The sequence below is a fragment of the Prevotella sp. P2-180 genome (assembly GCF_002251435.1).
Lineage (GTDB): Bacteria > Bacteroidota > Bacteroidia > Bacteroidales > Bacteroidaceae > Prevotella.
Genome location: NZ_NPJI01000013.1, coordinates 283,740 through 303,513, shown reverse-complemented (window position 1 = coordinate 303,513; position 19,774 = coordinate 283,740). Strand labels below are relative to the sequence as shown.

The 19,774-nt window shown below is 45.1% G+C and carries 18 protein-coding genes, 1 tRNA gene and 1 pseudogene; 8 read left to right on the top strand and 12 right to left on the bottom strand.

From position 1 onward, the window contains the following. Positions 1-40 precede the first annotated feature (40 nt). A complete protein-coding gene (locus CIK98_RS02310; protein ID WP_141210367.1) occupies positions 41-244 on the top strand; it encodes a hypothetical protein in 204 nt (67 codons plus the stop codon). Between the two features lie 162 nt (positions 245-406). After that, positions 407-643, top strand: coding sequence for a PIN domain-containing protein (locus tag CIK98_RS19015; protein ID WP_371683233.1), 237 nt, complete (start codon positions 407-409; stop codon positions 641-643). A 233-nt stretch (positions 644-876) separates the two neighbouring features. Here the strand turns inward: CIK98_RS19015 and CIK98_RS02305 are convergent, their stop codons facing one another. Continuing rightward, positions 877-1,803, bottom strand: a complete 927-nt coding sequence (locus CIK98_RS02305; RefSeq protein ID WP_094382667.1) for a nucleotidyl transferase AbiEii/AbiGii toxin family protein — start codon at positions 1,801-1,803, stop codon at positions 877-879. Continuing rightward, a complete protein-coding gene (locus CIK98_RS02300; protein WP_094382666.1) occupies positions 1,793-2,563 on the bottom strand; it encodes a type IV toxin-antitoxin system AbiEi family antitoxin in 771 nt (256 codons plus the stop codon). The genes CIK98_RS02305 and CIK98_RS02300 overlap by 11 nt, the downstream gene beginning before the upstream one ends. A 415-nt stretch (positions 2,564-2,978) precedes the next feature. On the opposite strand from CIK98_RS02300, the gene CIK98_RS02295 reads away from it, so the two are divergent. Continuing rightward, entirely contained in the window at positions 2,979-3,260 is a 282-nt protein-coding gene (locus tag CIK98_RS02295) for a hypothetical protein (RefSeq protein WP_094382665.1), read from the top strand. Between the two features lie 636 nt (positions 3,261-3,896). On the opposite strand, the gene CIK98_RS02290 is transcribed toward CIK98_RS02295, so the two are convergent. Together CIK98_RS02290 and CIK98_RS02285 are read right to left on the bottom strand one after the other, a co-directional pair. Beyond that, a complete protein-coding gene (locus CIK98_RS02290; RefSeq protein WP_094382664.1) occupies positions 3,897-4,301 on the bottom strand; it encodes a putative toxin-antitoxin system toxin component, PIN family in 405 nt (134 codons plus the stop codon). After that, positions 4,298-4,600: a type II toxin-antitoxin system RelB/DinJ family antitoxin gene (locus CIK98_RS02285; protein WP_094382663.1), complete on the bottom strand. Its 303-nt coding sequence runs from the start codon at positions 4,598-4,600 to the stop codon at positions 4,298-4,300. The genes CIK98_RS02290 and CIK98_RS02285 overlap by 4 nt, the downstream gene beginning before the upstream one ends. 125 nt (positions 4,601-4,725) lie before the next feature. On the opposite strand from CIK98_RS02285, the pseudogene CIK98_RS18605 reads away from it, so the two are divergent. Further along, positions 4,726-4,854, top strand: a pseudogene (locus tag CIK98_RS18605) (glycosyl transferase family 1); the annotation flags it as partial. A 244-nt stretch (positions 4,855-5,098) separates the two neighbouring features. Then, entirely contained in the window at positions 5,099-6,586 is a 1,488-nt protein-coding gene (locus CIK98_RS02280; protein WP_094382662.1) for an RNA-binding domain-containing protein, read from the top strand. A gap of 35 nt (positions 6,587-6,621) precedes the next feature. Here CIK98_RS02280 and CIK98_RS02275 read toward each other — a convergent pair whose 3' ends face one another. From CIK98_RS02275 to CIK98_RS02255, 5 genes are all read right to left on the bottom strand, one after another. Next, complete coding sequence (locus CIK98_RS02275; protein ID WP_094382661.1) at positions 6,622-6,948, bottom strand: AAA family ATPase; 327 nt, start codon at positions 6,946-6,948, stop codon at positions 6,622-6,624. A gap of 217 nt (positions 6,949-7,165) precedes the next feature. Next, a complete protein-coding gene (locus tag CIK98_RS02270; RefSeq protein WP_094382660.1) occupies positions 7,166-8,242 on the bottom strand; it encodes an ATP-binding protein in 1,077 nt (358 codons plus the stop codon). A gap of 330 nt (positions 8,243-8,572) precedes the next feature. Then, a tRNA-Lys gene (locus CIK98_RS02265) sits at positions 8,573-8,645 on the bottom strand. Positions 8,646-8,749: 104 nt separating this feature from the next. Beyond that, on the bottom strand, positions 8,750-9,847 hold the full coding sequence (locus CIK98_RS02260) for an AI-2E family transporter (RefSeq protein WP_094382659.1): 1,098 nt from the start codon (positions 9,845-9,847) through the stop codon (positions 8,750-8,752). A 12-nt stretch (positions 9,848-9,859) separates the two neighbouring features. Further along, entirely contained in the window at positions 9,860-10,441 is a 582-nt protein-coding gene (locus tag CIK98_RS02255) for a thymidine kinase (RefSeq protein ID WP_094382658.1), read from the bottom strand. 94 nt (positions 10,442-10,535) lie between these two features. Between CIK98_RS02255 and rsmI the strand changes: the two genes are divergently transcribed. From rsmI to CIK98_RS02240, 3 genes are all read left to right on the top strand, one after another. Then, positions 10,536-11,228 carry a 16S rRNA (cytidine(1402)-2'-O)-methyltransferase gene (rsmI, locus tag CIK98_RS02250; protein WP_094382657.1) on the top strand — a complete coding sequence of 231 codons (693 nt, stop codon included), beginning with the start codon at positions 10,536-10,538 and terminating at the stop codon, positions 11,226-11,228. Between the two features lie 10 nt (positions 11,229-11,238). Next, positions 11,239-12,087 carry a hypothetical protein gene (locus tag CIK98_RS02245; RefSeq protein WP_094382678.1) on the top strand — a complete coding sequence of 283 codons (849 nt, stop codon included), beginning with the start codon at positions 11,239-11,241 and terminating at the stop codon, positions 12,085-12,087. A 231-nt stretch (positions 12,088-12,318) separates the two neighbouring features. Further along, the gene (locus tag CIK98_RS02240; protein WP_094382656.1) at positions 12,319-14,091 is read left to right on the top strand and encodes an alpha-amylase family glycosyl hydrolase; all 1,773 of its coding nucleotides are present in this window, start codon (positions 12,319-12,321) and stop codon (positions 14,089-14,091) included. Between the two features lie 415 nt (positions 14,092-14,506). Here CIK98_RS02240 and ispF read toward each other — a convergent pair whose 3' ends face one another. Genes ispF through porU form a run of 3 tightly spaced genes read right to left on the bottom strand, consistent with a single transcriptional unit; the run spans position 14,507 to position 19,773 of the window. Further along, positions 14,507-14,986 carry a 2-C-methyl-D-erythritol 2,4-cyclodiphosphate synthase gene (ispF, locus tag CIK98_RS02235; protein WP_094382655.1) on the bottom strand — a complete coding sequence of 160 codons (480 nt, stop codon included), beginning with the start codon at positions 14,984-14,986 and terminating at the stop codon, positions 14,507-14,509. A gap of 16 nt (positions 14,987-15,002) precedes the next feature. Beyond that, positions 15,003-16,160 (bottom strand): type IX secretion system outer membrane channel protein PorV, encoded by a 1,158-nt coding sequence (gene porV, locus CIK98_RS02230; RefSeq protein ID WP_094382654.1) that lies wholly within the window; start codon positions 16,158-16,160, stop codon positions 15,003-15,005. A 46-nt stretch (positions 16,161-16,206) separates the two neighbouring features. Next, complete coding sequence (gene porU, locus CIK98_RS02225; protein WP_094382653.1) at positions 16,207-19,773, bottom strand: type IX secretion system sortase PorU; 3,567 nt, start codon at positions 19,771-19,773, stop codon at positions 16,207-16,209. Position 19,774: the final 1 nt, after the last annotated feature.

Sequence of the window (19,774 nt, the reverse complement as noted above, 5' to 3'; positions counted from 1 at the left end):
CTGGTAGAAGGAGGCAATGCTATATGCTGGGAAAAAACGAATGAGCGTTGCTGGCCTTTTTGAGTCTGCTGTCCGTAACTTCATAGATTCGCATCCAATAAAGCCAAGAAAATCTGTGCTTGATAGTATGGAATACAAAAGAGCATTAGAAGCAATGGATGCGATAATGGCTGATGAACAAACGGTGTCTGTTCCTGTAGATGAAAATGGAAGGGATGCAAGAATAGAGAAATATATTCTATGAAAGTATATTTAGATACAAATATTCTTATTGATTTTGTCTGTAAAAGAGTTCCTTTTTATGAAGAAGCTAAGGGATTATTCGCTCTTGGCAGTATTGGTCAATTTGATTTAGTCACGTCTTCGTTGTCTATAGTTAATACTATATATAGGCAGGAAATATGAGTTGCCAATTGTTAAGCAACGTATAAAATCCATATTGTCTTTTGTAACAGTATGTGATTTACAAGCTGATGTTGTAATCAAATCACTCGATTCTGATTGGCAGGACTATGAGGATTCTGTGCAAAGCATGACTGCTATGGATACTTTTGCTGATTGTATAGTAACGAGAAATAAGAAGGATTTTAGGAAATCTGTAATTCCTGTATATACAATTGACGAATTAATGTCACTTATGTGATAACGGGAAAGGGGAAGGAGGATTAAAAGATTAAAGATTAAAAAATTAAAGATTTTTTAAAGGCAAACCATAAGAGAAAATTAAAAGATTAAAGATTAAAAGGATAAACTGAGAATATCGCTCCAATGGTACCGTCATAGCGGTGAGTTGGTACCGCGCGGAGCGGATGCGTGGTACCGCTTATAGCGGTCGGATGGTACCATTGGAGCGATATTCTCAAATAGTGGAAGATGTCAGTCGTTTGTCTTGCCATTTGTACTATCCAGAAGGTATCGTCTAAGTTTATTGACTCCCTGTTCAAACTTTACGGGGTTACTTTCTTTCAGTTTCCCTATGTTGAGCAGCTTCCATTGCACAGAAGGGTATTGTGAAAGGTCACCAGCGCAACATTTATTCCAATCGGGTTCTCCTTGCTCAAACGACAACAGGAATTCTTTGTCAGTGATTGTAAGACCGCCATTGACAAGACCCAACAAGGCTGTTCTTGATTCCAAATAATCCTCATAGCCGAATGGTGTTTCAGTCATGCCTTGGAATTGATTCTCCAACGCTTCGGTTTGGTCAATGTCATGAGGCTGCAGTGACTCGATAATGGGTTTGTCACTTCCAAGAAGACAAAGCATGAAACCGTTCTTTACATCGTCAAAAGATTGCAGTTCCATGTATTTGCAATCAAATAGGTCGCGAGGATGCTGCCTGCTTAATGCCGCCGTAATTTTGCCTCCGTAGAGTTGGCTGAATGATACAGTACGAGCCTTGCACCCCATACTAAACTCGTTTCTTGCCTTTTCACATAATGGCAGTTCTACGACATCACCAATGATTCCTCTCTTTGTTGCATTTACCTCAATCTTTACAGTTGCGTCACCCATGGTACATAACAATTTCCATACGTCTGGTTTGTGCTTGACGACAACACCCGGTATGGTCTTCTCAATATTCTTCTTTACCTCAAGCAACTTCTGGTTAATGGATGCCAGACTCTGTTGCCTGTCCTCTATAGGTATGTATGTGACATCAATATCAACACTGTATCTTAAGAGGTTCCTGTGAAACAAGTTTATTGCAGTCCCACCATGGACGGCAAACTCCTTGATTTTATATACCGACGGCATGATACGTATGAGCAAAGCCACCTGTTTCCTGTATCTATCCTTCATAACTGTTCAATGATTGCGGTATTGTTATCTTGTATTTTGATATATAGACACCTCCTGGCACGAGCTGCAGCTTTGAAGTCCCAAGCTCTATCCTGCTTGGATTGAGTTCGTCCAGCCAGTAATGTCCTGCCTTTTCTGCCATGTAGAGGAACATGCGCTTGACACCATAGCTTCCTGTCTTTTCAAGAAGTCGCTGCACCACATCACTTCTAAGAGTGGTAAGCTGTTCCATGATGTAGTACAAGTCTGTGTAGTCATAATACTTTGGGGCAAGCAGCAAGCATTCAAAAAATGCCTGTTCAGGCGAGGATATGTAAAGTTTGCCGCCTTTGACATCTTCCTCTATGGTTTCTGTAACCTTGAAAACATTCGTGTGAAATGGCCTGAAGCATACATCAAAGCACTCGTCCTTCATCCAAGACGGACGTTTCGCGGATGTATCTAAACATACTGCCAACACGGGTTTACCCATAGGGACATAATGATTGAAGCCCGCATACTCCAATGCCGAATGCGCAGCTATCCGCATACGCGACCCCGTCTGCTTATTGCAAGATGCCAATGCCGCAAAAGCAGAGAGAGTGCTGCCTGTCCGGTACATTACCCCTTGGGATAATGAGGAAAGCCACCCGGAGTCACGGTATCTCTTCTGCAACTGGTCTGAATACCCCTGCTGCTTCAGCCACTTGGAGAATAGCAAGCCGGATGAGTCGGTGCTTGCAAGAAGTTGGTTTATTTTTGTCCCTGTAACTACACTCATAGTATATAAATTAATTAAATTTTCAACTGCAAAATTACAACAAATAAATGAGAAAACATCATAACGGTTGAAAATAATGCCGTTTTATAAACAATTTGTTTATTTATGGGCACAAATCAAGTGTTTTCGCAATCATTATCGGCTTCATTCGTGATATAATCACACTATAAAATGTGTTTTGTGAAGACTAATCGGGACAGGGGACAGGAATGAAGATTAAAGATTAAAAATTAAAAGGATAAACCTTAAAAAAGATAATTTATTCTCTTTTTCTTCGCTAAATCGATTTTTTGCACTATATTTAGATAAGATAGGCTGCATCTCAACAAAAAAAAAAAAGTTTTTGGACTTTTATTTTGTTTTGTCTTCGATTTGCACTATCTTTGCATCGGGAATAAAGAAGAAAGGATTTATTATGAAAGCAATAATGTCAATGGACAGTATTTATGAGATGTTGTCATCACTGACAGATACTAATAAAAAGTGGTTGGCAGACCATCTCTATCAAGACATATCCAAGAATAAAAGAACAACAACCAGATCAGAGCCTCTCAGCGATGAGGAATTGGCAGCTCGTCTGTCAAAATTCCCGAGTTGGGATGAAGTAGATCATGCTGATTTGTCATCTGTTGACTATAGTAATTATAAGCCTTTTGTGTCACAAAAAACTAAGGAGATATTTTCAAAATGGCTGTAGCAAATATTAAGAAGCGTTACTTTGATAGAGTAATTGACAAAATTCTGGAAAATATTTTAGGATATTGATTTGTATGATTCATTGATGCACAGGGTTATGTCGCCCCCGCGGGGCTGATTATTGATTGATGATTATTCGCACATTATAAGTTTTAAGTGGTGCTCATCAAGCTAAAGCAAGTTTCTGATTACTGAGCTTGAGCAATCTTCAGATGATAGTCATAGATACTGCCGTCTGCATACTGTGCCAGACGCAGTTTCTTAGTAAAAAGCGAAATGCGGTCCCTGAATTTGGGTACAGCCGCGGACCGACGAACGAAGTAAGTGCAGAGCCAAGCTCGCTTGAGCTTTGCCTTGCGAGGAGGAGGAAGACGAAGTCAGGGCCTTGTCAAATGTAGTATTGGGCATGGTTATTTGTGGTGGAGAGAAACGTAAAATAAGTGTGAAATATTGTAGTGGAAGGTTATAAGCCGCAGGACTTTAGCTTTTTTCACCGCAGTGAAAAATTAGTACAACGAGAATTATCGTAAATTTGATGTGAATTTATGAAAATTGTTGTAACTTGTACCCGTGGCATTCCGAATGTCATGGGTGGTGTGGAGACGCATTGCGAGGAGTTGTTTCCTCGCATTGCGGATTACCGTCCTTCGATAATAGCGATGAATTGAGACGGTGTCACAACCTTCGGCGTGACGGGGAAATGCTTAAGGTTGCCTGTCACGAGAAATGAATCCTCTAAGCTTAATGAGACTTCGTAGAAGGGGCGGTCTTTCTCGTCGGGCATATTACCATCGAAGGGAACGCGGTCGGAGTGAATGCCTTTTTGGGTGATAAATGTCAATAATAAATCAATTTTTCTTTCTGGAAACTTAAATTTTGGACGATGCAATACTTCTCGATATTCCATAAGAATGTCTTCATTGTAAACACATGTGATGTCGCCCTTTGCAATAGAGTCCAATACTTTAGCTGTTGCCACTCCAAGGTTGTGAGTAAGGAGGGCGGAGACAAGAACATTCGTGTCGATAACTGCGTAAATCATACTGTCTGTCTCCTCGCTTCCCTTACGGCATTGATTTCTGCGTTAATTTCTTCAAGAGTCATTTCTGGTCTGTTCTTTGCGTCTTCCCTGATTTCTCTTATCGTCTGAATCGCCTTGGCACGAATGTCTTCATCGGTTTCTGTTGCGGAAATGATGAAGGGGATGCGGCGAAGGCGGATGACTTGGCGCACGAAGATGTTGATGGCGGTGTTGGCGCTCATTCCAAACTGCTCGCAGAGGCTGTCGAACTTTGCTTTCTGCTGGCTGTCGATACGGATTGTCATTGGGGTCTGTGGCATAATCGTATATGTTTAAATGAATAACATGTTATGTTTTTGGTTGCAAAGATATGGCATTTTGATGTAAATATGAAAAGAATAGATGGGAATATTCTTTTGTTTATGAATTATTAACAGAATATCATATGAAAATTGTAGTAACTGGTACCCGTGACATACCGAATGTCATGGGTGGTGTGGAGACGCAATGCGAGGAGTTATTTCCTCGCATTGCGTCTTTTGGTGAGGATGTGACTTTGATACGACGGACTTCGTAACGGGACAGGGGACAGGTATGAAGAAAAATTAAAGATTAAAAATTAAAAATTAAAAGCTGAAGCTTAAAGTGTTGCTGATTGATGATTATTCTCAAGCTCATCAAGCTGTGCAAGTTTTTGATTATTGATTGATGATAGAAATATGCAGGTTTTTGATGAATTGTTTGGTGGATTGGGAGAATTTGTATATTTTTGCAGGCGAATCGTTTCAAAAATTGTTTATTGTTAATCGTTATGATATATGACAGGTGAAGAACTGAAAAGTTTACTTGCACATGGAGAGGGAGTTGATGCTGAGTTTAAGGAATCTACTCATCAGTTAGCTCGTAAGATATACGAGTCAATATGTGCGTTTCTTAATCGCAAAGGTGGTCATATTGTTCTTGGGGCTAAAGATGATGGTGGGATAGTTGGCATTGCACCTGATTCTATTCAAGAACAGATGGACACCCTCGTTAAGGATATGAACAATCCTCAACTTTTCAGACCAACATATTATCTCAATTTTGAATCTATAGAAGTCGATGGTAAACTGCTCATATACTGCCATGTTCCTGAAAGTACTCAAGCTCATTCGTACAAAAATGTATATTATGACCGAAATCGTGACGGGGATTTTGAGCTTCGCAGTACAGAGCAAATAGCAAACTTATTTATCCGTAAAAGCAAACGCAAGACAGAAGAGACTGTGTATCCTGCCTTAGGCATGGATGCTCTTGAAGAAGAGGCTTTTGACTTTATGCGCCAGATAGTGCGCGTGGATAATGCTGAGCATCCTTGGATTTCGATGTCGAATGAGGAGGTGCTTCGTTCTGGTCAGATGATTGCCGTTGACCCAGAAACGGGCAAGGAGGGATTGACGCTGGCTGCCATACTGCTGTTTGGGAAGCGGAATACGATAGCGAGTGTGCTTCCGATGTATTTCATTGATGTGCTTTGCCGTATTCATGATACAGAACTGTATGATGACCGACTTCAGGTGAAGGAGAACTTGATGGTGGCTTATCGATCAATAATGGAGTTTATAAAAAAACATTTGCCTGAGAAGCCATACATTGAGGGTATGCAACGGTTCTCGCTTCGCGACAGGATTCTAAGAGAAGTGACTTTGAACTTGCTAATCCACAGAGAGTACAGCAGTTCTTACCCTACTACGTTCACTATATTCTCGGACAAGGTGGTGACGGAAAACTGGAATGTGCCGTATGTGTATGGCAAGATTGACCTCACGACCTTAAAACCTCATCGCAAGAATCCGCTGATTGCCAACGTGTTCTCGCAGATGGGAATTGTCGAGGAATTGGGTAGTGGCACAAGGAAGATATTCAAATACACTCCGCTCATATCGGGAGGCAAAGAACCCATGATTGAAGAGGAGGACGTGTATAAGGTGACGATACCTATGGAAGCTGGTGTACAAAATGAGAAACTGGAATGGACTAAGCTGTGGGACCAACTGGGACTAAGTAAGGGACTAAGTAAGGGACTAAGTAATGAGCAAATCGGATTGTTTTTTGAAAGTCTGATGAAGCCTGTAGCAGCCTCAAAGCTTCGGGTTATCTTGGGTTACACTAACGCGACTAAATTCAAGAATTCATATATTGTTCCGTTGATGGAGCAAGGTTTAGTTGTGATGAGTCAGCCAGATAAGCCAAACAGTCCCACTCAAAAATACTATTTGACTGAGAAGGGAAAACGAGTGATAGGCTCTGTTGGAGAAGAAAAATGATATAACGATGTGATGGAGTGCAAGGACTTGCAGACTCAAGGGATGTGGAGCAAGGGGCTTGGAACGCCTGTGATGTCAAAGGAAGAGGTGATGGCGGTGCTGCGGTCGTTTGGTATGGGGAAGTTTGCGGGAGCAGTGATGTGTGCGTCAAGTTCGTCGCAGTCATGTATGAAGCGGAACGAGCGCTTCTCTTTATCAATATAAATAATGTTGGCTTCTGATTCCTTCGCGTGTCGGGCGATGAAGTCTTTCATGACATAACTCTTGCCCACGCGTCGCTGACCGATAAGCACAATTATCTGTCCGCTGCCTAACCAAGAGTCTATCTGCTCTGCATAATAAGAACGTGATATTACTTCCATAACTATTGAACTTTGGGTGCAAAGATACTATATTTATTTCTTATACACAACAAAAATGAAGAAAATGTGAATTTTATTGTGTATAAGTGATAAAAATAAAGATCAGCAATCAGAAACTTGCACAGCTTGATGAGCTTGCGAATAATCATACATCAACATAGCCGCAGGACTTTAGCTTTTTTCACTGCAGTGAAAAATTGTATGATTTCATCTTCTTTCAAGTCTGCCTTTCCTCTATCCAATGTCTGAATATCGGGTCTTCTATCAGGTAGCGGTCGGTACGTATGACATATCCGTCTTGGGTGAGACGCTTGATTGCACTGAATGAAGTGCTTGTTGGCATGTCACGAAGTTCATAAGGTGACAATCCCTTGCATAATATCTGTAATATCTTTCTGTCCGTCTTGTTGAATGTAAGCCATAGACGCTCGAAATCAAGATCGTGCACTCTCACAAGGTTTTCTATTGCTATTCTAACCACCTCGTCATACGGTGTCTTGTGGTAAACCAACAAATCCCATACAACAGATGAAAGCTGTTGGGTGTAATAAGGGTGGCAAGCCGTTTCCTCCAAAATATCCTTGGCTATTCTCTCACACTGTTCATCACCGGCGGTCACACGAATACGTTCCATTATATAAGAAAGGAAATCATCGTAAGGTATCTTGTCGAGACGCATCAATTGACCGAAATGATAGAATGGGGATTTCTTACTCTCGAATATCTGAGTCATCATCGACTCCTGACTGCCAAGGAATATGTAGTTCACACGTTTCTGCTCCTGCATAAAAGCCCTCAACTTTTTGTCAATGCCTTTCTCGATGCCAATAAATTCCTGAAACTCGTCAAGAACGACAATCATTCTGTTATCCTCTGTACTCACCTTTTCTGCCAATGACAGTGTGTCCTCCAGCATTACGAAATTGTTTATTGCAGGTTGGAAACTCACCTCTATTGAATCGTTAAGAGGATTAGTTGAAAAGGTCGGGACAACCCTGAAATTCTTTAGCAAATGTTTTACTCTCTCAAAGGGATGCTGGCGCAGTATTTCCCTGAGCAACAAGGATGCAAGGTCTTCAATGCTTGTCACCTGCTGCATATTCAGAAAAACAAACTTGCGTCCAGACTGCTCGACTGCTTTCCTGACAAGACTCGTCTTGCCAAAGCGTCGAGGACTGATAACTACAAGATGGTTCTTGCTGTTCAGTATCTCAGCTATTCTCGAAAGTTCTTCCACTCTGTCTGTAAAGTAAGGACTATCCACTACAGTCCCGAATCTAAAAGGATTTTCCATATTCCGAAATTTTTCGTTCCGACATTTTTCGCAATGACGGTGCAAAGATAGTGATAATATTTTGAACCTGCAAGGAAAATCAGGGAAAATCTTTACTAATACTCGCAAACAAGCTTGCGCCCCTTCGGGGTTGCTCGTGAATTGCTTACGCAACAGAGTTGCGAGTGCTTATGCGCCGAGGGCGCGGCTGCGCACATTTCGGTAATGTCTATTCAGTGGTTAAGCCGGTATAAGCTATAGGTATCGCTCCTATGGTACTTTAAACATACAAAGCACTGATAATCAGGCATGAAAAAAGGGAACCTGATGGCTCCCTTGAAGTAATTTAAGTGATCCGCTTGGGGCTCGAACCCAAGACCCCAACATTAAAAGTGTTGTGCTCTACCGACTGAGCTAGCGGATCTCCACTTTAAATACACCTATGCTCTAAAAGCGGTGCAAAGGTACGGACTTTTTTTTATTCTACCAAATAAAATCGCACTTTTTTACTGTTTTCACCCGTTTTTTTTATTCTTTTGACTCTTTTAACTCCTCTTCCCCACCCTCTTTGGTCACATACCTCTTATAATAAGCAATGAGTAACGTGGTAAGGGGAAGGGCGATGATAAGGCCGATGAAACCTAGAAGGGCTCCCCACACTGAGAGGGATAGAAGCAGGATGGCGGGATTGAGCCCCATTGCCTTTCCCATAATTTTCGGTGTCAACACCATGTCGGTGATGAGCTGAACTATCGCAAAGACGGCAAGGGCTGAGAGTAATATCACCCAGAAATTCTGTCCAGTGTCGGCTGCTTTCAGACCGGCTAACAAGACTATGGGAATGAGGCCAAAACCATGTACGTATGGCACCAGACTCAACAATCCCATCAGAATGCCAAGGCCGATTGCCATTGGAAAACCGATGATGGTGAAGCCTATACAAAACAGTATACCTATGGACAAGGCTACCAGTCCCTGACCGCGTATGTAACTGTCAAGCTGACGCTCCACATCGTCCATGAGCGAACGCCAAAACGGCCTGTTCTTCTTCGGGAACATGTGTATGAATCCTTGCGAGAGCACCTCATAGTCAAGGAGTATGAAGAAGAGATAGATGAGCGTGACTAACGAGGCTATGATACTTATGATGATATTTGCCGTCTCTGTAATGACTGCAAACACCTTCGGCATCGCATTGCGTATGGCCTCCGACACTTCCTTGTTTTGGAAGAATTGCTGTATCTCGTCGCTATTTTCCGTAAGCCAACGATGTACGGCAAGAGGGATATTGTTGATATTTGTGGTCTGATGCAGATAGCGCGTGACTAGATCTCCCAACTTCTCAAACTGTTCGATCATGGGAGGTATGATAAGGTATATGATGCCGCCTATGACCGACAATACAAAGACCAGGGTGACGATGATGCTAAGAGCACGCCCCGGCACATGCAGTTTGTTCTGTACAAACACAACAATAGGATAAAGCATGTATGCCAGGAGCCAAGCTATGAAAAACGGCAATAGCACATTGCTTAGATAGTTCACCACAAAAAGTATAGCACCAATTAGCAAGGTTGTGAGCATACCACGCACAAAACGGTCGAAAGTAATGGTTTTCTCTAACATAATAAGTTCTATTTACTTAGAATTATTCAGCGCCTTTATGTAGCAATCCCTACAAAGGGGTTCATATTCCTGCATTTCGCCAAGCATCACACGCTTGTCGCCATGCACCTTCCGGTGGCTTACATACGCCAGAGCCCCGCACTTCACACAGATGGCATGCACTTTCTGCACATCGTCGGCAATGGCACACAAGGCTGGAATCGGACCAAAAGGCACTCCCTTATAGTCCATGTCCAATCCAGCCACAATGACCCTCACCCCACGATTGGCAAGTTCGTTACAAACATCCACAAGTCCATCGTCAAAGAACTGGGCTTCATCAATGCCCACTACATCTATGTCGGAAGAGAGCAACAGTATCTGTGCCGAGGAGTCGATGGGTGTAGACATAATGGCATTACTGTCATGACTGACCACCTCTTCCTCAGAGTATCTCTTATCAATGGCAGGCTTGTAGATCTCCACTCTCTGCCGGGCGAATTTTGCCCTTCTCAAACGGCGTATGAGTTCTTCGGTCTTACCCGAGAACATTGAGCCGCACACCACTTCTATTCTGCCGGGGCGGTGCACTTCCCCTGTTAAGTTTTCTATCATTTCGGTACAAAATTACAAATTGGTATTAAAATATGCAAAGTTTTTGGCGTTTTTTTTCGTTATTCGACAATAATTCACTACATTTGCCGATAATATGGGCACATTATACATTGTTCCAACCCCTGTGGGTAATATGGAAGACATGACATTCCGCGCTGTCAGAATTCTGAAAGAGGCTGACTTGGTGCTTGCTGAGGACACCCGGACGTCGGGTATCCTGCTTAAGCATTTCGACATTCAAAACAAACTGATGTCGCATCATAAGTTTAACGAGCACGGCACTTCTGCCGGCATAGTGGAACGGCTGAAGGCCGGACAGAACATTGCGCTGATTAGCGATGCCGGCACACCAGGCATCAGCGACCCCGGCTTCCTGCTAACACGCGAGGCTGCAAAGGCTGGAGTAGAGGTGACATGCCTTCCCGGGCCAACAGCCTTTGTCCCTGCCCTCGTGATGAGCGGACTGCCATGCGACAGGTTCTCATTTGAGGGATTCCTGCCACAAAAGAAAGGACGACAGACAAGACTGAAGGCTCTTGCCGAGGAACAGCGTACTATGGTGTTCTATGAATCTCCCTACAGACTTCTAAAAACACTGACGCAATTTGCTGAGTTTTTCGGTCCCGACCGACAAGCGTGTGTTTGCCGTGAGATATCGAAGATTCACGAAGAGGCTGTGAGAGGAAGCCTCGCTGAACTGGTTGAACATTTCACCGCCACCGAGCCAAGAGGTGAAATAGTGGTGATGGTGGCTGGCAATGACATAAAGAATAAAAATAACAAATAAAATAATGTATATGAAAAAACTGATGTTATTTGGCTTGTGCATGGCTGCCATGGTGGCCTGCAAGCAAGAAAAGGCGAAAAACGACTCTGCACTGGTACAACAGCGTGACTCGTTGACACAAATCATTGCACAGAAAGACAACGAGATCAACGACATGATGTCGACAATGAACGAAATCGAAGAGGGTTTCAGAGAAATTGCCGAGGCTGAAAACCGCGTCAGCATAGCTAAAGACGGAGAAGGCGCCAACAAACAGCAACGCATTCGTGAGAACATGCAGTTTATACAACAGACAATGGCACAAAACCGACAGTTGATAAACAAATTGCGCCAACAGCTGAGGGAGAGCTCGTTTAAGGGCGAACAGTTTAAAAAGGCAATTGAAAACCTCACAATGCAGCTGGAAGAGAAAAACCAACAGATACAACAGTTGCGCGCTGAACTCGACGCCAAGGACATACACATCTCAGAACTGGACGAGAGCATAGCAAACCTCAATACCGACGTGAGCAACCTCACGACCGAGAGCTCAAAGAAGACCGAGACCATCAACGCACAGGACAAGGAACTGAACACCGCTTGGTTTGTGTTCGGTACAAAGAGCGAACTGAAGGAACAGAACATCTACGCCGGAGGGAAGGTGCTACAGGGCAACTTCAACCGCGACTATTTCACGAAGATAGACATTCGTATAGACAAGGAGATAAAGCTATACTCGCGTTCTGCCGAGATGCTTACCGCCCACCCTTCAAACAGCTATACCCTGCAACGTGACGCCAACAAACAGTATGTACTGCGCATCACTAATCCGCAACTGTTCTGGAGCACAAGCAAATATCTCGTAATACTGGTGAAGTAGTGTAAGGAGTTATAATGGGGAGTTAAAATGGGGAGTTAAGGAGTTAAGGAGTTAAGACAATGCGGGCTGACAAATGATAACTGTTTGTCAGCCCGCATTTTTCGCTTTCGTGCAAACGATTGCGCGGATGATATAGAATATTATCACCGGAAATCAACCAGCCTGACAAAAGATTTTGTAATTTTGCAATGAAAACAATAATCTTATAAAACATAATTAAAGACCGATAAAATGAGAAAGATTTTCACTTTTGTCATCGCATTGTTTATTGTGATGCAAGCTGCGGCACAAGGATGGCCAAAGCAATACAAGGGAGTGATGCTGCAAGGCTTCGCTTGGGACTCGTACTCTGAGTCTAATTGGGCAAATCTCGAAAAACAGGCCGACGAGATTGCCGATTACTTCGACCTGATATGGGTGCCTAACTCCGCCTATGCAGGAAGCATGACCATGAACATGGGCTACCACCCCGTTTACTGGTTTAAGCAAGACTGCGCCTTCGGTACCGAAAATGAACTCCGCTCGATGATTAAGACTTACAAGGACAAAGGGGTAGGATTCATTGCCGATATTGTTATCAACCACCGAAATGGAGTGCAATCGTGGGTGGACTTCCCCGCCGAAACCTATAAGGGCGTAACATACCAACTCGGACTCAGCGACGTATGCAAGAACGACGAATGTAGCAAAAATGGTTATAAACCCACTGGAGCAACCGATACGGGTGAGGGATGGGACGGAGCACGCGACCTTGACCATACAAGCGCAAACGTGCAGAACAACGTGAACGCATACCTCGACTTCCTGAAAAACGATATCGGCTACGTGGGATTCAGATATGACTTCGTTAAAGGATATAATCCAAAATACAATGGTATATACAACAAAAAAGCAGAAGTAGAATACTCTGTCGGTGAGTACTGGGACGGAAATGTGGCATACGTGAAAAACTGGATTAACGGTACAAAACAAGACGGGGTGATACAGAGCGCCGCCTTCGACTTTCCGTTGAAATACTACATCAACGACGCCATCGGCAAAGGACAGTGGACACGGCTCAATGGCAGCAGCCTCGCCTCTGACGATAACTATAGCCGCTACTCTGTCACGTTTGTGGACAACCACGACACCTACAGAGACGGCAACAGATGTCCAGCAAACATAGAGGCCGCCAACGCATACATCATGAGCATGCCAGGCACTCCTTGTGTGTTCTTTGACCACTGGAACAAATACAAGACCGCCATAAAGAAGATGATTTTCGTGCGCAAGGCTGTCGGAATGACAAACACAAACGCTATTGTGGAGAAAGGACAGAAAGACGCCGGATACTATCTGAAGGTGAAAGGCGACAACGGCACACTGCTTCTACTCTTGGGACAAGTCTCCTCACTCAGTACCGCAGGATTCAAACTCGCCACCGAGGGTACCATGTATAAGATGTATGTGGATGACAATGTGAATATCGACGGAATAGACGACATCAAGTCGGACGAAAAGCCTTTCACCATGCCTGAATGTTGCAAGCCTGAGGAAGGCAAGATGTACGCCTTCTTCGAAGTGCCCGAAAACTGGGGCTCAGGCGATATCTACTGCTGGTGCTGGAACAACACAAAGAACTTCACCGGCGGAAGCTGGCCTGGCGTGAAATGCACTAAGGTAGGAACAAGCGACAATGGCAAAGCCATTTGGAAATGGGTAGGCCCGACATCTACAGAAGGTAAGCCAACAGGAATCATCTTCTCTAAAAACGGCGCACCACAGACAGCTGACTTTGAATATCACGAAGGCGGTTATTTCGACTCCTACGGCCTTTGCGGCACATTCTCCGAAACAGGCATCAACAGCATCGAGGCAGACCTTACCACCAAGGAAATTAGGGTATACTCAACAGCAGGCATCGAAATAAGAAGATGCAAGAAAGGTGCTACGATAGAAGAAGCCATAAACGGCCTGCCTTCTGGAATGTATATCATTGGAAAGAAGAAGATAGTGATAGAATAAAAAAAGAACGCCACCACTCATCAACGAGCCGTGACGTTCAAAGCCTATGTTTAACTAAAAATCCTATTCTTGTTAAAGTCTGGCTAGTTTAGCCAGAGTCCCGAGGCTATTAAATAATAGCTCACGGGGCGTCATAACTAAAACTAATACTAACCTTGAAAGTTAAGGGAGCCTCACGGCGGCCTCTGTTATCCACATTTAAAACTTTCTTTCTACCAATAACTAAAAACCTAAAACTATAAATATTACTACTAACCTAAAACAATCTATTAACCTTTTGACGATGCAAAGTTACTACTTTTTTTGCCTCGTGTCAATAGATATGGATATTTTTATTTGATTTTTCAACTCATTCTTGACTTAAATCAACGTTTGTTTGCGCACACAAGAGATTTTAACAGCATTTTCACACATGTTAGTCTTTTGTTATAAGTACAGTGGCATATGCGCTGATGCCTTCCTCGCGTCCTGTGAATCCCAGCTTCTCCGTTGTGGTGGCCTTGATGGATATGTCGTCCACGTCGCAGCCCATCACTTTTGCGAGACATTCCTTCATAGCGGGAATATGCGGATTCATTTTCGGTCGTTCGGCGCAGATGGTTGCGTCGATATTGCCAAGGCGGTAGCCTTTGGTGGCTATAAGGTCCATTGTTTCCCTCAGAAGAATCTTGCTGTCGATGTCGAGAGTGTCGGCAGATGTGTCGGGGAAGTGGTAGCCTATATCACGCATGTTGGCGGCACCGAGCAGGGCGTCGCAAATGGCATGTATAAGCACGTCGGCGTCGCTATGGCCGAGCAGTCCGAGTGAGTGTTCTAGTTTTATGCCACCCATCCACAACTCGCGTCCTTCCACGAGTTTGTGTACATCAAATCCAAATCCTGTTCTTATTTTCATAATTACCTTATTCTATCTACCTCTTAAACAAATCCTTCAGTCCGTCCATGTCAAACGTGAGGGAGAAACGGAGGGTTTGGTCGAGAGGATTACTTTGTGCTGTAGAGATCACATAACCCACGTCAAGGGAGAAGACATTCATGCGGAATCCTCCACCTACGGTGAAATACTTTCTGTTGCCCTTGTTTTGACTCTCATGATGATAGCCGGCACGCAGTGAGAACTGGTCGTGGTAAACATATTCCGCTCCCACGCTCCACTGTATCTCTTGCAGTTCCTCCTTGAAGCCTCCGGGAGCGTCGCCGAAGCTCTTGAAGATGCCTGAGATGGCACTCACGTCGCTATATTCGCGTATCACACGCTCCTGATAGTCAGCCGAGCTCTCGCCTTCCTCCTGCTTTGGCACGGTGGGAACGAGCAACTTGTTGGCGTCGGCACTGATAGAGAACCGGTTCCACTCGTCCACTGGAATTAGCAGCGAGGCACCGAGACGGAGATTGGCAGGCAGGAACTGGCTGCGGTCGTCGCCATAGTATGTTATCTTACTTCCCACATTACTTATATTAAGACCGAGACCAAGCTGACACTCACGATTACCCATATTGAAATAGTTGTTGTAGTACATGGCGATGTCGGCAGCAAAGGCCGATGCGGGAGCGGAGTCCTCAGAATAGTCATAGCGCAGGTCGCTATATATCCAGCGCAGTGCAGCCGCAAGAGAGAAGTTCTCGCTGAGCATGAGCGAATAAGCCACGTCTACCGACATTTCGTACGGGTTAACCGTCATAGACTCATTAGCCGTAATCACCTCACCGAGCGAGAAATACCTTATAGATCCCGATACGGCACTGTAGTCGCCTATTCGGTAGTATCCGGAGAGATAAGCCAAGTCAATGTCGCTCACGAGTTGTCGCAACCATGGTGTATAGTTAAGCGAGATACCCGCACGGCTGATGCAGAATGGATATTTTGCGGGGTTCCAGAATTGCGAATTCACATCAGGGTCGGTAGCGGCACCCACGTCACCCATACCCGCCGCCCTTGCGTCGGGAGCGATGGTTTGTGATATCACCGCATGTTCCACCTGATTGAATTCCGAAAGCTTCTCATCCTGTGCCACGACATTTGAGAAGGCGGCAAGCAGTGAGAGAATTACTATTGTCAGTCTTTTCATTTTATCTGAATGTACTATTATTTTTTATTTAAACGTGAATCATATACTATTTATTGCTTAATATGATTAGTTTTTTCGCTTTTGTAGCTATTTCTCCGTTAGAAGTGTTCATTTTCACACGATAGAGATACACTCCGTTACCTATGCGGCTGCCGCCAGGCGTGGTGAGGTCCCAGTCGATGGTCATGATATTGGTGACGGGGGTGTCCTGCTGTCTAACGGCAGCGAGTTTCCGTCCTGAGATGTCGTATATCTCCACTGTCACGTCCATGTCACTCCCTACCCTGTCGTGTAATACCCGGAATGTGGTGGATGTGGAAGCCGGGTTGGCTGTACATTCCACGTCAAACACCTTTGGTGCCGCCTTCGGGTCTACGTAGAAGTCGATGGTGGCTGAAGAGGAGTTGTTGTATATGTCCCATGCCCTGAACGTCAGTGTGTGCTTGCCTTCATCAAGTTCTGGCAGTTGGTAGCCTACGGTTCCACTGGTGAAGCTACCGAAGTCGAAGGTGAAGTAGTCGTTCACTACGTATGTCTTTGCCATCTGGTTGTCCACCACCACCTGCATGTCGTGTCCTATGCCCGTTCCAGTGGCGTTGATTCCGCTCTCGTCGTTTATCTCTGCCATGAAGAACGGTGTGGGATGCACTCTTTCGCCATTGGTAAACGACTTTGAGTTGAGATAGCAGAATATGGAAGGACCTATGGAATCGGCCATTTCTTCCTTTGTGCCGTTGAAGGCGATGTTGTAAGAATTGCCGTTAGCCTGTCTGCCGAGATTGTCGTTGGCGTATAGAAGTATCTGTCCCGGCGAGTCGCTATACTTTATGTCGCGCGGCACTATAAACTCCACGCAGAACCGTCCAGCCCTAATGCTGTCGCTGCCACGATAGATGATGCTTGTCCGGTCGTAGTATTCAAAGGGAGCATCGGCATCGGGGTCGTTGTTCAGTCGGCATACAATCTTCTCTTGCGTACCCTTGATGTTAGCCGTCACCACGCCGTTGAAGTCGTTTGCAAGGCCTTCGGAGCCCTCTACGTGTCCTGTCACCTTCACCTTTTCTCCGGCAGCCATGACAACGAGTCCGTCCTTCTGTACAGGCATGCCGTTAATGCTGTCGATGGAAACTGTCATGTCAGGTATGTGCAGTCGTACGGCAGGGTCGCCGAGGAGAGAATATTGCAGTTTGTTAATTGTCAGGTCTTCAAATTTTCCCTCTACCACTCCCTGCACCATAGTTGCCAGTTCCTCCTTTGCCTTCCTGGACGCTTCACCGACAGTGGGATAGTTGCCGTTAGCATCCTTGGTGAACAAATATTTTAGCAATGCCATGTTCATGGTCTTGTTACGGTCGGCATACACGGTGCGTGAGGTACCGAAGAAAGCTATTGCTCCGCCATCGGCATAAAGCATCGAAGTCTCTCCTATGTTGTCTTCCTGTCCGTCAAAAGGCATGATGTCGCACGAGGCAGTAATCCACAGCGGCATCTTCTTTGTCCTTATGGAGCAGAAGTCGTTGAGAGAAAGCACCATCTCATGGGATATGCAGTCGGCACGGCCGTGTCCGCAATAGTCCATAATGAGCGCACCGCTCTGCATATATTGCTTTATTTGCCTAGTCACGTCGGGATAGGTGTTGCCCGTGGCTCCGCTCTCCATTTGGTATGCGTCCCACATCACCTTTTTCAAGTCTATCGACGGAGCGAGTTTTCTCACCTCCTCAGCCGCTTCGTCGGCATCTGCCATATGTATGTTGGCGTTTCCGTCGTCGCCCATAAACACCACGGTATTTCTCCAGTCCCCCGTCACATCGTCAGACAGATAGCTTTCAATCTTGTCTACGAGTGTCTTTGCCTGGTCAAGCGTTCGTGCCGGCAGTCGTCCCACTGCCACATCGGGTGTGCCGGAATACTGACCGCTTGTCACAAGTCGTTCGCCGTCGTCAAGCATCACGAAGAAGTCGTCGGTCACGAAGCTTTCGGTAGAACTGAGCGAGTTTTCACTCTCGAAGCAAGTGATGAAATCCATCTGGTCAAAGCGTTTCCAGTCTTGTGAGTTCATTCGATTGTCCCATGCAGCGTCGCCAAAGAGCAGCAGGTATTTTGGCATGTCGTCCTCGCCCTGTGCCCTGTCGTACATCATTTTCATATATCGTCTTATGGCAGTGGCGTCAGGTGTGCCGCTTGAGAACTCGTTTTCTATTTCGTCGAGTGGCACTATTCTCACTGTCATGCCGTCGCGTGTCTCGTGTAAAGTCTTCAACCGTTCTGCCTCCTGTAGCCATTTCTGGCTTGTGGGAATGACGATGGTCATGTCCACCGCCATGTGTGCGTGCAGGTTTTGGTTTGTTATCCGGTAAACATATTCCGCAGTCGGGAACTGTGTGGCGGCAAGGTCTGGTGCGGGGCTTATCGAGTCGTTGGTGACGATAATGTAGTCGAGTTTCATCTCGCCCTCCCCGTTTTGTTTTATGGTCACGGTATTTTCTGCCTGCAATGTGGCAATGAAAGATTTTGTGGTCACTTTCGCCTTGTCGTATTGTCCTATGTTTGAGGTAGTAAAAGACCCCACGTCATTTCCGTTTACGCTTACAGCAACCGACAACTGGCGGTCTGCGGTAACAGCCACCGTCACTTTTCCGGAGGTGCATGTAGGATGTGACGAGAGTTTATAGTCGTGGCTCACCCCAGTACCGAAGGCTTGCGAGTCGTAGAGGTTGCGTCCGCCTGCATACCATGCGTAGTCGTCCACTTCATAGAGAGTGTTGCGGAATTCCTCTGAGGGGTAGAACGAAGCCTTGAACGTCTGTTCGTCCACCGTGAGCGGTTCGGTGTCTCCTTGTGTTATGAAGTAGTAGCCGTAGTTGGAATAAGGGTTACGTGTGCGTGTGCCTGAGCCCATCGTCACAGGTCCTTTAGCGTAAAACAGTCGTCTTCCACCTACATATACGGAAGGGACCTCCTGAAGGTCGTCGGTGGACTGCATGTAGCTTAGTGTGAGTCTTTCCGGTTGCAATGCTCCGCCGTAGCCGTAGATCCTAACCTTTGAGAGGTCGGTGAATCCCGCTTTCCTTATGGTAGCCTCTGTGAGTTCGTGTATACCTGTCTGTGCCACTCTTATCTTAGCCCATGAGCCGTTGGCAAGCACGGAGTTGTCTGCATATCTCTTTTCCTCCTCTTCCTCCTCACCCGCCCTTGTCTTGGCAAGGTTTGATTTTATGAGTTGAATGTTTAGTTTGAAGCTCACTAGTTTTTTAAACCGTCCGTCCTTGAACACTATGGGCACGAACGAGACAGTGAGTTTTCCCTTCTTTCGTGTCACGGAGAGGTGAGTATTTATCTCGGGAGTCTCTGGCATGGTGTCGCGGGTAAGGTTGAAATATCGCCGAAGGTCGTTGTCTGTCATATCGAGATATTCGGGATATTCTATGCCCACGAGCCATGAAAGGTTATTGTAGTTCTCGCCCAGTTCCACGTTATGTTGAAACACAGGTAGAGTGTCGTCAATCCTCACCTGGTCAGGAGTGAGATTAAAGAAGTCTTGTGCCTTTATTTCGTGACAAAAGGCGAAGGCTGATATTATGACAGCCATTATGGTATGAAATGGTCTCATA